Genomic DNA, 15,264 nt, shown 5'->3' with positions numbered 1-15,264 from the left:
CTTTTTGTAATAAAACCAATTATCTTGTAATTTTAATATGATTTCCCTTGATTTGGTTTCAGATTGTAAGTTTTTCCCCCTATCAAGAGAAATTAAGGGTAAAATTACCGGATGTTTTTAAAAAGGAAAGGTACTGTCCTTTTTCATGGGACAGTACCTTTTGTATTTCGTTTATAAGTACTTATTCTTTTCCTTTTATCTCTTTTTTATCGAACTTCCGGCTCAAATCGAAAGAGATGGGAGTGGCGATAAACAAAGAAGAGTAAGTTCCGACAATGATACCGATTAACAGGGCGAATATGAATCCTTTAATAGATGCACCGCCGAAGATGAAAATCGCTAACAATACGACGATGGTAGATAATGAGGTACTGAATGTACGACGTAAAGTCGAATTCAATGCATCGTTAACCACGATTTCGTCGTCCCGTTTCGGGTATAGTTTCCGGTATTCGCGGATACGGTCGAACACGACTACCGTGTCGTTGATGGAATAACCTACTACCGTTAGAATTGCCGCGATAAATGCCTGGTCTACCTCCAATGAGAAGGGAAGAATACCGGCAAACAGGGAGAACATACCGATAACGATAATGGTATTGTGTGCCAAGCCGACGACAGCTCCTGCACCGTATTGCCATTTAGAGAACCGGATCATAATGTAAAGGAATATTCCGATCAGTGCGAATAGAACGGACCAGATAGCGGCTCTTGTCATGTCTTCGGCAACGGCCGGTCCGATCTTCTGTGACATCTGTAAATTGACATCGCGGAAAGTCGGGTAGTCTGTTCCGGCGGGTATGTATTCCTGTAACCCCACGTATAGAAGTGAATCTACTTCCGCATCTACATCCGCACCGTTCTCGTCGATTTTGTATTTGGTCGTAATCTTTACCTGATTGGCCGTACCGAATGTTTTTACCTCCGGAGCACTTCCGTATACTTTCTCTAAGCTGGAAGCGACATCATCGACCCGTACGCTTTCATTGAAGCTGACGGTATAAGTTCTACCTCCCACGAAGTCGATACCCTTGTCCAATCCCCTCGTGAACAGAGATATGAAGCAGATTAAGATAACGATTCCGGATAATGTATAGCTGATCTTCCGTTTGCTCAGGAAAGGGAATTTCGTGTCTCTCAACCAATTGGCCGTAGCGCTTGTGGTGAAGGTTACGTTATCGCTCTTTGATGCGGCCCTTTCGAGTATCAGACGGGTGATAAAGATAGCTGTGAACAAAGAAGAGAGAATACCGATGATCAATGTCGTGGCGAAACCTTTAATAGGACCTTCTCCGAAATAATAAAGGATAAAACCGGTCAACAAAGTGGTCAGGTTACCGTCAATAATGGCAGAGTAGGCGTTGTTGTAACCCTCTTTGATGGCTAACTTCAATCCCTTGCCCGAACGTAGCTCTTCCTGTATGCGTTCATATATCAATACGTTGGCATCTACCGCCATACCCATCGTCAATACGATACCGGCAATACCCGGTAACGTTAATACGGCCCCGATAGAAGCCAAGATACCGAACAAGAAGAATAGGTTGGCGAAAAGAGCGATATCTGCAGCCCAACCCGCGTTCTTGCTGTAGAAGAATAACATGTAAGCCAATACCAGTGTGAAGGCGATGATGAATGACCACATACCGGATTGGATGGCTTCCTGTCCCAAAGACGGTCCGACTACTTCGTCGGCTATGATACGGGCTGGAGCGGGTAATTTACCGGATTTTAAGATGTTGGCCAAGTCCTCCGCTTCTTTTACGTCGAAACGGCCTGAAATTTGAGAACTACCGCCTTTGATTTCGTCGTTTACATTAGGAGAGGAAGCCACTAAACCGTCCAAAACAATAGCGATACAATGTCCGATGTTTTCTTTTGTCAGTCTGGCCCAGGTTTTGGTTCCTTCTCCGTTCATATTCATGGAGACAACGGGAGCTCCCGATTGGTCGAAATCTTTGCGGGCATCAACGATAGCATCACCTTCCAACGGGGCTTTTCCGTTACGGGTGGTGATTTTTATAGCGTGCAAGGCGACCGCTCCGTTTACACTTTTCATTTCCCACAAAAGTCGGGAATTACGAGGTAACATGGCTCTTACCTGCGGCATTGCCAGGTATTTGTTCACTTTGGAGGTATCTTTTACTAAGGCATAACCTACCGTAGATCCGTTGCCGGGACCTTGTTGGGTGATGTTGGGTTGAAGAACGGCGAACAAAGGATTGTTTTTAAAGAATTCGCTTTCTGACGTGTTGGCCAAAGAGTCTTGTCCCTCTTTCAAGGCACTTAAAATGGCTGATTCCTTGTCTTCGCTTTTTGCTTGATCCGCCTCTGTTTTTTCCGGGGTAGCTGTTGCGCTTTCGGTCAATGCTCCTTGAGCTTCTAATACTTCCCGCAATTTGTCGTTGGCTGCTACTAAATATTGATAATATTCAGGATTGTCATAGGTTTCATAAAATTCAAGGGCAGCGGTTCCCTGCAATAACTCCCTTACCCGTTGCGGATCTTTAATACCCGGTAACTCGATAACGATTCTTCCGGATATATCGGCTTTCCGAATATTCGGTTGAGCTACGCCGAAACGGTCGATACGGGTACGTAAGATGTTGAATGTGTTATCTATCGCTCCGTCCGCTTCTTTTCTGATGATGTCCAGCACCTCTTTATTCGTGGCTCCGATTTTGATTTTTTCTTTCATTTCGTGCGTACCGAATATAGCCGGAGATGCCAGTTGTGCTCCCGGGGCAATTTTTTCGAAAGCCTCACCGAAAAGAGTTACGAAATCTTTCGGGCTGGAAACCCTCATCTTAATAGCTTCGTTGATAGCCTGATTAAACGCGGGATCCGCACTATGGTTGGCTAAACTTCTTACCACGTCAGCCACATCGACTTCCATGGTCACGTTCATACCGCCTTTTAAGTCCAAACCTAAATTTAATTCCAGCTCTTTACACTCTTTGTAAGTGAATTTGGCTATTCCCAAAAAATTGTAAACAGGTTGATTCGCAATGGAATCCAAATAGGCTTTTTCTTTGCCCGGGTCTCCCTGTGCAAATACTCTTGCCGCCTTCTCTACCTGGTTTGTTTTATAAGTAAAAAACAACTGATAAAGACTCACCAATGCCAAGGCAACAGCGAGTAATGTGATCGCTCCTTTATTCTGCATTTGTTTAATAATTTTATAATTACTTAAGCTCCAATAATTCTTTTAACTGTTATTTAGTGCGCAAAAGTATAACATTTTTTTTAAATATCGGCACACTTAGACAGATACTTTTAATGTTAATACCTTATTTTCATAATCGATGACCGCATTGTATTTCACACAAAAATCGCAACCTAATAGCCCGGCAACTCTTCGCTGGAGGTGTTTTTCGTATAAAGAATTCACGTATTGCAGGTCTATCAGGGCCATATGAACATTTTCAAGGGTATGATCGCCGATTTGCAATGCGGCAATGTTTACCAACTGAACCTCGTTGATTTCTCCGTTTACTCCTCCGGAATTTATTTCCGAAGCATCTTCTACCGGTTCGTAATTGAAAGGGGTGTATTTGTCTATAACCGAGACGGAAGCACCTGTATCAATAATAAAATCTCCCTCTAAACTGCCGATCTGCAACACGGTGATGATATGAAAGCTGTTCTCTTCCAATTCTACCACCTCTATCGGTACTTTTACTTCATATCTTTTCATTAACACAAACATAAACATTTTCGGCGAAATCCGAAAAATCAAGATGTTAATTTCAAAAAGAAATAGTTATGAAGATAAAAGAGGATAATTGACTTTCCCGGATTCGTAAAATAATAGTAATTAGAACGGTTGTAAAAAATAGGGTGAAATTCGTATCGTTATGACCGTTATCTGCCTTACGGTAATGAATCTACTTCGCTTTGTCTTGTCCTGATAAAGTAATATCCGAGTTTATTCTGTCGTATTTCGTATTTTCCCGGATGATGTACGGGAAGAAAAGAGCGGCAATGATTTCGGTAAGGTATCCTTGGAATAGTTTGTGGTGTTTTATCTTTTGCGGTTTGATACGGTTCTTTTTTCATTTCCTTAGCGTTATGAGTGGTCGTGATATCGGCTTTGAAATAGATTTCCGGACACGAAAACGGAGGAGTACCCGGAAATCGAAGATGGAATTGTCGGATTTAATTTAGTGGGTGACAAATTCCCAAGTTTGCATGGAGTCTTCCTCCAAGGATAGAATAAATCCTATTCCTTCTTTGGTAAACCCTATCCCTTTACTGACAGGATGCGGAAATGAGGCGACCTTTACCCAAGTTTCTATTTTGGGATCTAAGCCCCAGCAGTCGGATAACGGTTTGTATTCGGTCGGAGTATCGGTTTTTGCCCCTCCCGCGATATAGGGATAGTCGGTGCCGTTTTGCCGGATGACGAAAGAGGCGGCGTTTATGCACATCGGGCCTTCTTCCGTGGCAACCGTCGTGAAAATGCCTTTCCAGGTTTTGGTTTCCGGAATGAATTTAGTTACATGACGGATATAACCGTTCTCTGTTTTTCCGAGGCAGACGTATGCCGTTCCGTTGGCAACGAATGCGGTGGCTCCGTAACGTCTTTCGTCGATATCGGCAATACGTTTCCAGCCCGTTGGGGGATCGAATTCGTAAAAATCTCCCAAGATTTTACGCTCTGCCGACAGTCCGCTCCCCACGTACCCCTTCCCGTTCAGGCTAAAGGCGACTGCCTGTTGGCGGGGAACTCCCGGAAAATCATAGGGCAACCGTGTCCAGGTCTTTTCCTGACTGTCGTATACCCAAAAATCCGTAAAATATCCTGCTGAAGGATCGTCTGTCGAGTAAAAAGTATAGCCTAAACCCACGTAGGCTTTATGCCCGATGGTAAAGGCAACAGCTCCTCCTCTGCCTTTACCGGGAAAAGGCGGAAGGTGTTTGTTGGGGTTCCAGCCCGACTTCAGATCGAAATTTACGAATTGATTGAAGTGTTGTGGCCAAAGGGCATTATAATGTCCTAATCCCAGGCAAATCTCCTCGTTTACGGTGAAGATAACAGGTTCGTTCCTTGCTTCTATCGAGGGCGCTCTTCCTTTTTCCCAGTTTCCCTGGGGAACGGATGGTTTTATCTCTTCTTTATCGCATGCGATAAGAAAGAGGAAGAAAAACATGTGAAAAAAATATTGAGGCATGATTAATTAGGTATTTCTGTAAAGTCTTTAACTTCATAAGTTGAAGTGGTTCCACGTTCAATATTTCTGAAAAAAACGTCCGAAATGGAAGATCTTGTGAAACCAAGCATGCTAAAAGCTACTGGATCAGTTAACTCTAAATATGGATAGGCGGTTAAAACATATGTATACGGTTCATTTGTTGTTACGGGATTCTTTCCGTCTAAAAATAAATTATAAGACGGGTAGATGGTAAACCATACATTTGACCCTGTATTGAACGAGTATAGAATGATTTCATTACTTCTAACACCATTTGTCTCAGTTGTTAACTTTATGCCTATTTTGAAAGCAAACGATTTAAAATTATAAGAATTTGTTCCATTGATTTTTTCTTGTCCAATGGCACGCATGTACAGTTCTCTAATATAGTTGTCTGGAAGAGCTAAGGCCATTTTGTCATAATAAACAAAAGAATATCGTTTATTGTCTTTTATGATTGATAGTCCAGATGTAATATTGGGTGGAGATGCAGGGAAAGATATTGTACGAGCTTGTGGTTTTGAAGTATAATCATATACGAGAATGTTTTTTTTAGGATCAGAGATTTTGCATTCAGATAGGAGTTTGGTGTTTTGGATATCACCTTGAAACCATATTTTGAATTGATTTGCTGTGACTTGGAATATGGTGTCATTGACGGCAAAGAAGCCTTCATTATTGACTACTTTTGCATAATATGGAGCAGCAAGGTTAAGATCGTAGGAAGATGATCCATCGGTATAGAATACTTTTCTTATAACCCCTTTTCTTAGTGCTTCATTATAAGTGTTACTATGTTTCGGAGCTTGTTCCAACGCTTTTCCGCTTAGTTGATCTAAATAATCCATTTGTTTACGTTCGGCTGCAATAATTTCGTCCAATAGATTTTGTTGAGAAGTAAATTTAGTTACAAAACTATTTGTGGATATTTCTATCTTATCATTAAGAATTGAAGTTAATACTTTATGATTAGGTAAAATTAATATCCCATTTGTTATTTTCATTTCTGATGGAGAGGGTGTCGCGTTGGCAATTCCTTCTTCTTTTATTGTACAGCAATGGAATAATCCAATTGTAAATAATAATGCAAACAGTTTGATTGAATTGATTTTCTTCATGATATATGAATTTTTATCATTGGTGATAATAATATCATTGTTGGTGCAAATTAAGTGTAAAGATAATAGATAAAATATTATATCAAACAATATTCGTGTGAAATATTACATTATTATAGATCAATAATGGGTTTTGTGTAAACAAAAAACCGTTCCGGTACCCCGGAACGGTTCTAACAGAATGATCGTGAAGTATTATTGTTAGTTAAAGATTTTCATGTTGTCCAAAACATCCATTACGGATCTCACGGCTTTAGCCGATTGTTCCAACAAAGCTTTTTCTTCTTTGTTCAAGGAAACTTCGATAATTTTTTCAATACCGTTTTTACCCAAGATGACCGGAACACCCAAATAGATGTTTTTCATGCCGTATTCACCGTTCAGCATGGCACAAACAGGGAATACCCGTCTTTGGTTGCGGATGATGGCTTCGACCATTTGAGCTGCAGCGGCACCCGGGGCATACCAGGCGGAAGTTCCCATCAGTTTTACCAGTTCGCCACCGCCCACTTTTGTTCTTTCGATGATGGCATCCAACTTCTCTTTTTCAATCAATTCGGTAACGGGGATACCGCCGACAGTTGTGTAACGGGGAAGCGGAACCATGGTGTCGCCGTGACCACCCATCAACAAGGCCTGAATGTCTTTCGGAGAAACATTCAACGCTTCGGCTAAGAAAGCCCTGTAACGGGCCGTGTCTAAAATACCGGCCATACCGAATACCCTGGAAGAGTCGATTTTGGCAGTCAGGTAAGCGCAATAACACATCACGTCCAACGGGTTGGAAACGATGATAATGATGGCTTTCGGTGAGTGCTTGATGATATTTTCGGTTACTGATTTTACGATACCGGCGTTGGTTGAGATCAAGTCGTCGCGGCTCATACCCGGTTTGCGGGGAAGACCGGAAGTGATGACTACTACATCCGAATTGTTGGTTGCTTCGTAATCGTTGGTAACTCCCTTGATACGGGTGTCATAAAGATTAATCGGAGCGGTTTGCCACATATCCAAAGATTTTCCTTCTGAAACACCTTCTTTGATGTCCAAAAGAACCACTTCGCCGACGATGTCTTTTTCGGCGATGCAATTGGCGCAAGTAGCACCAACATTTCCTGCTCCTACAACTGTAACTTTCATTTTTGCAATTTTTTTATTGTTATACTATCCTGTTTTATTTAGTGTCAGCTTTAATGCCGACCCAAATGTATACCTTATTTTTTACATCAACAATCTTTATACCGAAAAATTACAGAATTTTTTCTGTAATAATAGAGATATCTTGGTCGGATATATTATTTCTTACTCGGGACAGGGATTTTGAAAAAAAAGTATAGGGATGGAAACCGTATGAATTAGTCGTTTTATTCGTCTGTTTTAGAATCTATTTTTCTCTTTTCGTTAAATTGAAAGAAGTCGGTCGTTATTCTGGAAATGCTGTCAAGGGAGGATTTCAATTGAATTGTTGCCAGAGACGGGTGGCAACGGCTTGCATGCGTCCGAGGATACCGATGGAATGGAAGCGGATACGGGGTAAATTCTTTTGGAATGAGTGATACCAGACGGCTAATACGACGCCTTTCAGCACGCTGGAAAAAGAGATACTCCACCAGATACCGTTCAGTCCCAAAGCGGGGAGGGTGATGAGGTAATAGGCCATGGGAATCCGGGCTCCCGTGAGGAGAATACCCACGATAGCCGGAGGAGTAGTGCGGCCGCACCCGTTGAATGCTCCGGCCGTGACGGTCTCGATCGCGGAGAATATTTGCGAGATGGCCAAAATCTTCAGGTAGTCGCTTCCGGCATCTAAGGTGGCGGGATCGTTGATAAATACGCTGAAAATACTTCTGCTGCCGAATAAAAAGGCGGCTCCGGCGAAGAAAGCGATACTGACGGCTAATTTAAGGGTATAATGATACCCTTGTTTGATCCGGGTGTAGTCGCGTGCCCCGTAGTTTTGTCCGACAAAAGCGGCAAGGGCCGTGGAGAATCCGGCGGCGGTCATCCAGGTAACCGCTTCGATCTGGGCTCCCACGCTTTGTACGGCGACCCCGATATGTCCCCATTGGGCGGCCACGGTGGCTAACGTGAGCGAGAACATGGCGAAAAGTCCGCTCTGCATGCAGACCGGTAGTCCCAATAGGGCAATTCGTTTGATAAAACGGATTCTTAACCGGGTGATGAAATAGAGTTTTCCGATGGAGGATTCTTTCAGGTAAAGATTCCGGATGAAGATGGAGAAAACGACAAACTGGGAAAATACGGTAGCGATAGCGGCTCCGGCGGTTCCCATTCCCGGGAGGGGACCATACCCGTAGATCAGTAGGGGGTCGAGCACGATGTTGCATAACAAACCCGTGGCCACGATTTTCAACGGTGTTTTGCTGTTTCCCTGCCCGTTGTACAGCCCGCTATAGGTATTGTTGTTGAAGGTAAAAAAGATACCGGGGACGATGATGCGCATGTAGGTGACCGATAGGGAGGAGATGTCGGACTCCAGGTGGAATACACCCACCAGCAGATCGGCTGCAAACCAGATAAAGCAGGCGTAGAATAAAGCGATAATGGAAGATAATTGAGAGGCTTGGTTGGCATAGATCCGGGCCCGTTTTTTTTGTTTGGCTCCCAAAGATTGGGCGATGGTGACTTCGGCTCCGATCTTGCTGATGAAAGAGAGTGCATTGCATAACCACGTGAAAAAGCCGGCAACCCCGACGGCGGCCACACTCTCGCTGCCCAGGTGTCCCAGCCAGATCATATCCGTCATGCTGTAGGCCATCTGTACGAATGAGGCGGTAATCAAAGGAATAGCCATGCTCCATATGCCTTTGCTGATGCTTCCCCTCGTAAGATCGTTTGTGTGAGCCATAGTTACTTTTTTAGCGTTGCAAAAGTATAAACCTTTTGCTTAAAGTCTAACTCTTTTTTATACTTTTGTCGAAGAGTTTACAAATTTATTGACGGATGAAAAATGTTGTGGTAATAGCAGGAGGGAACTCCTCCGAGTACGTGGTTTCGATAAAGTCTGGAAGTTATGTTTACGAAATGATCGATGAAACCCGGTACAATAAATATTTGATGTTGTTGAAAGGGCGGGATTGGCATGTGGTGATCGGGGAGAAGAATTGTCCCGTGGATAAGAATGATTTCTCTTTCACGAAGGACGGAGAAAAAGTAATTTTTGATTTTGCTTATATAACGATACACGGAAATCCCGGTGAAAACGGCATGCTGCAAGGGTATTTGGATATGATGGGGGTCCCTTACGGGGGATGCGATACGCTTTGCTCCGCGTTGACTTTCGACAAGCATACCTGTAACACCTATTTGAAAAGTTTTGGGGTAAACGTGGCTAATTCGGTATTGCTGACCCAGAAAATGGAGTATGAGGTAGAAGAGATTATTGAGGAAGTCGGTCTTCCCTGTTTTGTAAAACCCAATGCCGACGGTTCCAGTTTCGGTATATCCAAGGTAAAAGAGATCGGAGAGATGGAAGCTGCTTTAAAAAAAGCTTTTGAGCATTGCCATGAGGTGTTGGTCGAAAGCTTTATCGACGGTACGGAGTTTACCTGTGGCGTGGTGAAGGGTAGGGACATGGAGTTGGTGATGCCTATTGCAGAGGTCATTTCTAAAAAGGAATTTTTCGATTTTGAGGCGAAATACGACCCCAAAATGGCCGATGAGATCATTCCCGCTCCGATACCCGACGAGTTGACGGACCGGATAAAAAGCTTATCTTCCGCTGTCTACGACATCCTGCGTTGCAGGGGAATTATTCGTGTCGATTATATCGTGCGGGATAACGAGATTTTTATGTTAGAGGTAAACACCACTCCGGGTATGACCTCCAATAGCTTCATTCCCAAGATGGTCCGTGCTATGGGCGGTTCCATACGGGATATATTCACGAAAATAATTGACGACTCTTTAATGATTCGGTGATTGAAAAGATTGACGATTGTAGATTGGGTATTGTTTTTTTAATCTGCAATCGTTAATTTACAATCTACAATTTAAAATTTACAATGAAGGGATTGAGAGATTCGGTGATTGACGATTTCAGGATTAAAATCGAATCACTAAATCGCAGAATCATTAAATCATAGAGTCCGTTAGTCTATAATCGAATGATTCCTCCCCCGACGACATCTGTTCCTTCGTAAAAGACAGCGCTTTGTCCGGGAGTGATGGAGTCCATGCCTTCGCGGAAAACCACCCGGAATTTTTTTCCTTCAGGATAGACGGAGGCGAGGGCTCCCTGGTTGCGGTAACGAATCTTGGCCGTGACCTCGAAGCCCGGGGGAAGCGAGGGATATTTCATTAAGTTCGCCTCTTTTATATAAAACTCTTTTCCTTGAAGTTCTTCTTTGGTTCCTAAAACGACTTCGTTTTTTTCAGCGTCGATGGAAACGACAAACATGGGGTGTCCCAAAGCGATACCCAATCCTTTTCGTTGGCCGATGGTGTAGTTCGGGAATCCTTTGTGTTCTCCTAATTTTTTACCTGAGGTATCGACGAAAAGCCCCGGGCCGTATTTTTCCGTAAAATTTTCTACCTTTTCGTTTAGAAAGGTGCGGTAATCGTTGTTCGGAATAAAACAGATCTCCTGGCTTTCGCTTTTTCGGGAGAGTTGTTCGTATCCCCGTTCCAGGGCAATCCGACGCACCTCGGGTTTGGTCAGTTCTCCTAACGGAAAAATTGTCCGGGCTAAGTTTTCCTGCGTGAGCGACCATAGAAAATAGGTCTGGTCTTTGCTTTCGTCTATACCTTTCCGGAGAAAATAACGTCCGTTCTCCTGACCGATGCGGGCGTAATGTCCGGTGGCGATATAGTCACAACCGAGGGAATCGGCCATATCCATCAGTTTCCCCCATTTTATGGTGGAGTTGCAAAGAACACAGGGGTTGGGAGTACGGCCATGCAGGTACTCGTCGATGAAATTCCGGATGACTAAGGTGTCGAACTCTTTTCGGATATCCAAAATATGATGTTCGAATCCTAATTGGCGGGCCATGTTCTTGGCTTCAAAAAGAGCGTTGACACTGCAACACCCTTTCTCTTTTTCCAGGCATCCTTGTGCAATCTGATCGTAAACCCGGTAGGTTACTCCGACCAACTCGTATCCTTGTTCTTGCAGCAGCATGGCTCCGACGGTGCTGTCTATTCCTCCGCTCATGGCCATTAAAACTCTTTTTCCCATATGATGTTGATTAGTGAAAGGAGGTGAACTTTCCTCCTGTTACGGGTTGACTTTTTTATTCATAAACCGGGCTTCGCTGTGGTAATCGTCTTTTTCCAGTTCGATATCGGGTTCGATCCATTCCGTCGCATGTTCTAACGCGAATTGCAGGTATTTTATCGTCTTGCCGCGCGTAAGCCATTGTTGTTCGTAAAAAGTTTTGATATCCAGTATCTTATCGTTGTATCCGGAATGATACAGATCATCCGTGTCGACGAAATAGGGCAGGTGATTTACCCGGATTACCTCATCCGTGTAACGGTATAGAAAAGGACTATCTGTTTTTAAATGGATGAGTCCTTCGGGTTTCAATATTTTTCGGTATAGTGCTAAAAAGCGGGTACCGGTCAGTCGTTTTCTCGCTTTAGCCATTTGCGGATCGGGAAAGGTAATCCAGATTTCCGAGATTTCGTCCGTTGCGAAAATAGATTCCAGTACTTCGGCGTGCGTGCGGAGAAATGCCGCATTTTTCAGTTGTTGTTCCTGAGCCGCTTTGGCACCGGTCCACATCCGGGCTCCTTTTATATCCAATCCGATAAAATTTTTTTCGGGATACAACCGGGCCAGGCCTACCGTGTATTCTCCTTTTCCGCAACCCACTTCCAACACGATCGGGTGGTCGTTTCCGAATACCGTTTCGTTCCATTTTCCTCTAAGCGCGTATTCGGTACGAAAAACCTCTTCGTGAGTAGGCTGGAAAACGTTTTCCAACGTCTCCATTTCAGCGAATTTGGCTAATTTGTTTTTTCCCATGTATTCTTATTTGAAAAATTACTCTTTTGTATTGCCGGAAGCCTCTAACTCGATGCCTATATTTTTTATTCCTTTTAACTCCTTATTTCGCATGCTGTGCCACAAATAGAAGGTATAGCTGCAGCATGAGTCCGACGGGGCAATTTTCCCGACAGGCTGAATAATTGTTTTCAAACCTTTCATCCCGTCTCCTAACCAATCTCCGTTATCATCGGCCAGAATGAGGTTGATCGTGTCTATTTTGATCGGTTGATTGTTGCGGTGGATGGACAGGAAACACCTTAAATTGGCGTACATATAGTCTGTCGTGTGCCGCAGTCCGATTTTCAGTTGGTATTCTCCGGGAACCAGATCCTGTGCTTTAAATGCGATGACACTATCCCGTATCCATCTCTCTTTTGATAAGGTGCGGTAGCTTTTATAGGAAGAGAGGTCTAAATGGCATCCTGTGCATCCCAGTAATATTATCCAACAACAGATCTTATTCTTCATTCTTATCTAAACGGTTTTACATCCTCTTTTAGCAAATATTCCAATTCGGCGATCATCATGGCTGTCGCTCCCCATATGAAATGTTCCCTGACCCGGTAACCGGGAGCGACGATTTCATAATCGTGACGGAAAAAAGAGAGGGAAGTTTTATTCCTGTCGTCGAATAGCTCGCTTAACGGGACGAGAACCACTTCTTCCACTTCATTTTTCGAGAGCACAAAATTAGGTATTTTCGGCGTGGTTCCAACAAACGGCGTAATATTAAAGTTACTCAATGGGATATAAACATCGCTTAACCTTCCCATGATCGTCACCTCTTCGGGAGGAACGCCGATCTCTTCCTGACACTCCCGGAGGGCCGTACTTCGGCTATTGATATCTTCCCGTTCGCTTTTTCCCCCGGGGAGGGCCATTTGTCCTCCGTGGTATTTTCCGGCTTCTCCGCGTTTGATAAACGGAATAGCCCACTCGTCCCGATAGGGTACCAACAATATCATAACGGCACTTTTAATCGGGGGAACCGCGTGTATTCCGTCGACCCCTTCGATAAATTTGGGATAGGGGGCCATGCGAATGTGTGCTTTTTCGCCGGGAAGGGTCTGGTCTAATTTTTCTTGTATATGGGATAGTGTCACTTCTTTCTGCTGTTTTTTACGGGTGTTTTTACTCTTGATATTGTTGCGCCTGGTTCAGAACCCGCAATAGGTTGTCTCCCCATAGTTTGTCCAACTCTTCAGGTGTATATCCCTGGCGGAGTAATTCTACCGTTAAGGAAATCAATTCGTTGGAAGCCTTACAGCCCTTTAGCTTTTCCGTGTCGTCGCCGTCGAAGTCCGTACCGATACCCACGTGGTCTATTCCCACGAGGCGAACGATGTGATTGATATGGTCGATGGCGTCTGAAATATTCGGATTCGGTTGCTTACTGATAAACCAATTGTATAAACATACTTGTACGACGCCCCCTTTTGCCGCAATCGCTTTGATCTGATCGTCCGTCAAATTACGGGGATGATCACAAAGGGCTTTGGCAGAAGAGTGGGAAGCGATGACGGGAACTTTACTTGTTTCCAGTACGTCGTAAACCGTTTTCTCGCTGGCGTGGGAAATGTCGATCATAATTCCCAAACGGTTCATTTCCCGGACAACCTCTTTCCCGAATTCGCTTAATCCGTTGTGTTCCTCCTCGCCTTTGGCAGAATCGCAAATATCGTTGCTTCCGTTATGACATAAAGTAATATAGGATATTCCCATCTGTTTGAAAAGGGTTAAGTTGCGTATCTCCTTTCCGATTGCATAACCGTTTTCGATCCCCAGGAAAATAGCTTTCTTGCCTGCATTCTTTAATTGGATCAGGTCGTCCGACGTATAGGCTAAGCCGATCCGGTCGGCGTTCCGCTCCACCTGTTCCGCAATTTTGTAAAGAATGTCGATTGCCTTTTGGGTGGCAGCCCGGGAGGCTGTTTCGTTCCGATCCTCCTGTTTTAGATAAGCGACCATAAATACGGCGTCAACCATTCCTTCTTGCATCTTGGGAAGATCGATCTTTGTAAAAGAGGTACGTTTTCCCAAATCGAAGTCATCCGTAAATTTCATCGGGGTGTCGCAATGGGAATCGATGATAAAACTTCTTTTGTGTACCGCTTTTGCCCGCTTGTACAGGTCGGCTTCTTTCATGAAATGGCGGAATAATCCGAGCATTTGTTCGTTGGGAAGAGGGGCCATTTTTTCCGGATGCCATTGTACGCTGAATATCGGATATTCCGGCATGCCTTCCATGGCCTCGATGATTCCGTCCGGGGAGGTTGCCGTTACCTTAAATCCGGGAGCCACCTCTTTTATCGCTTGGTGGTGAAAGGAGTTGACGATTATGCTTTTTTGGCGGAATATGTCGGCGAGTACGCTTCCTTCTTCAATGTTTACGGAATGAGATCCGTACTCCCTGTTCAAGCTTTGGCTGTGCTTGAGGAGTTTTCCGGGGCACTGGGAATAGATATCCTGGTAATTGGTGCCCCCCAAGGCGATATTAATGATTTGGTGTCCGCGGCATATGCCGAACACCGGAATTCTTCGGTCCGCAGCTAATTTTACGAGTGTAAAATCGTATTGGTCCCTGGCGGCATCCATCTCCTGCAGAGCCGGAATCGGTTCCTCGCTGGCATATAGCGGATTTATATCTCCGCCGCCTGTTAGTATAAGTCCGTCCAACCGGGAAATAATATCCTTCAGGGAATCGATGTCAGTATGCATGGGAATCAACAGGGGGATTCCCCCTGCTTGCAGGATGGAGTGTACGTAGGTATTATCAATGCAAGAGTTGCCTTCCTTGAAGTTGGAAGAGATACCGATCAAAGGACGATCGTTATTTGAAATTCGGTTATCGATGGCATCGTTTAAAATTTTAAGATTTGCCGGATAGATAGGTGTATTCATTAGATTGAACAATATTACTAAAATTAATTTCATG

General features: G+C 44.0%; 12 protein-coding genes. 1 reads left to right on the top strand and 11 read right to left on the bottom strand.

From position 1 onward, the window contains the following. Nucleotides 1-181: 181 nt before the first annotated feature. From secDF to BN3283_RS08865, 6 genes are all read right to left on the bottom strand, one after another. On the bottom strand, nt 182-3,166 hold the full coding sequence (gene secDF / locus BN3283_RS08895; protein ID WP_059026430.1) for a protein translocase subunit SecDF: 2,985 nt from the start codon (nt 3,164-3,166) through the stop codon (nt 182-184). Nucleotides 3,167-3,262: 96 nt separating this feature from the next. Continuing rightward, complete coding sequence (locus BN3283_RS08890) at nt 3,263-3,697, bottom strand: retropepsin-like aspartic protease (RefSeq protein WP_041504440.1); 435 nt, start codon at nt 3,695-3,697, stop codon at nt 3,263-3,265. A gap of 466 nt (nt 3,698-4,163) precedes the next feature. Beyond that, complete coding sequence (locus BN3283_RS08880) at nt 4,164-5,174, bottom strand: Kelch repeat-containing protein (protein WP_059026427.1); 1,011 nt, start codon at nt 5,172-5,174, stop codon at nt 4,164-4,166. A gap of 2 nt (nt 5,175-5,176) precedes the next feature. Next, nucleotides 5,177-6,313 carry a hypothetical protein gene (locus BN3283_RS08875; protein WP_059026426.1) on the bottom strand — a complete coding sequence of 379 codons (1,137 nt, stop codon included), beginning with the start codon at nt 6,311-6,313 and terminating at the stop codon, nt 5,177-5,179. A 201-nt stretch (nt 6,314-6,514) separates the two neighbouring features. After that, nucleotides 6,515-7,453 carry a malate dehydrogenase gene (gene mdh / locus BN3283_RS08870; RefSeq protein WP_041504223.1) on the bottom strand — a complete coding sequence of 313 codons (939 nt, stop codon included), beginning with the start codon at nt 7,451-7,453 and terminating at the stop codon, nt 6,515-6,517. A gap of 313 nt (nt 7,454-7,766) precedes the next feature. Then, nucleotides 7,767-9,182: an MATE family efflux transporter gene (locus BN3283_RS08865; protein ID WP_059026425.1), complete on the bottom strand. Its 1,416-nt coding sequence runs from the start codon at nt 9,180-9,182 to the stop codon at nt 7,767-7,769. Nucleotides 9,183-9,277: 95 nt separating this feature from the next. Between BN3283_RS08865 and BN3283_RS08860 the strand changes: the two genes are divergently transcribed. Further along, nucleotides 9,278-10,255 (top strand): D-alanine--D-alanine ligase, encoded by a 978-nt coding sequence (locus tag BN3283_RS08860; protein ID WP_059026424.1) that lies wholly within the window; start codon nt 9,278-9,280, stop codon nt 10,253-10,255. A gap of 175 nt (nt 10,256-10,430) precedes the next feature. Here BN3283_RS08860 and mnmA read toward each other — a convergent pair whose 3' ends face one another. From mnmA to BN3283_RS08835, 5 genes are read right to left on the bottom strand one after another with little or no spacing between them, the layout of a single operon-like run. Continuing rightward, on the bottom strand, nt 10,431-11,513 hold the full coding sequence (gene mnmA, locus BN3283_RS08855; RefSeq protein ID WP_059026423.1) for a tRNA 2-thiouridine(34) synthase MnmA: 1,083 nt from the start codon (nt 11,511-11,513) through the stop codon (nt 10,431-10,433). A gap of 39 nt (nt 11,514-11,552) precedes the next feature. Further along, nucleotides 11,553-12,305, bottom strand: coding sequence for a tRNA (guanosine(46)-N7)-methyltransferase TrmB (gene trmB / locus BN3283_RS08850; RefSeq protein WP_059026422.1), 753 nt, complete (start codon nt 12,303-12,305; stop codon nt 11,553-11,555). An 18-nt stretch (nt 12,306-12,323) separates the two neighbouring features. Further along, nucleotides 12,324-12,797, bottom strand: coding sequence for a gliding motility lipoprotein GldH (locus tag BN3283_RS08845; RefSeq protein ID WP_059026421.1), 474 nt, complete (start codon nt 12,795-12,797; stop codon nt 12,324-12,326). A 2-nt stretch (nt 12,798-12,799) separates the two neighbouring features. Next, nucleotides 12,800-13,432 (bottom strand): NUDIX hydrolase, encoded by a 633-nt coding sequence (locus BN3283_RS08840; protein WP_059026420.1) that lies wholly within the window; start codon nt 13,430-13,432, stop codon nt 12,800-12,802. A gap of 28 nt (nt 13,433-13,460) precedes the next feature. Continuing rightward, nucleotides 13,461-15,230 (bottom strand): gamma-glutamyl-gamma-aminobutyrate hydrolase family protein, encoded by a 1,770-nt coding sequence (locus BN3283_RS08835; protein ID WP_059027223.1) that lies wholly within the window; start codon nt 15,228-15,230, stop codon nt 13,461-13,463. Nucleotides 15,231-15,264 lie beyond the last annotated feature (34 nt).

Origin of the sequence: Gabonibacter massiliensis (assembly GCA_001487125.1) — a bacterium.
Taxonomy (GTDB): Bacteria; Bacteroidota; Bacteroidia; order Bacteroidales; family Marinifilaceae; genus Gabonibacter; species Gabonibacter massiliensis.
This window is presented reverse-complemented; position numbering and strand designations above follow the sequence as displayed.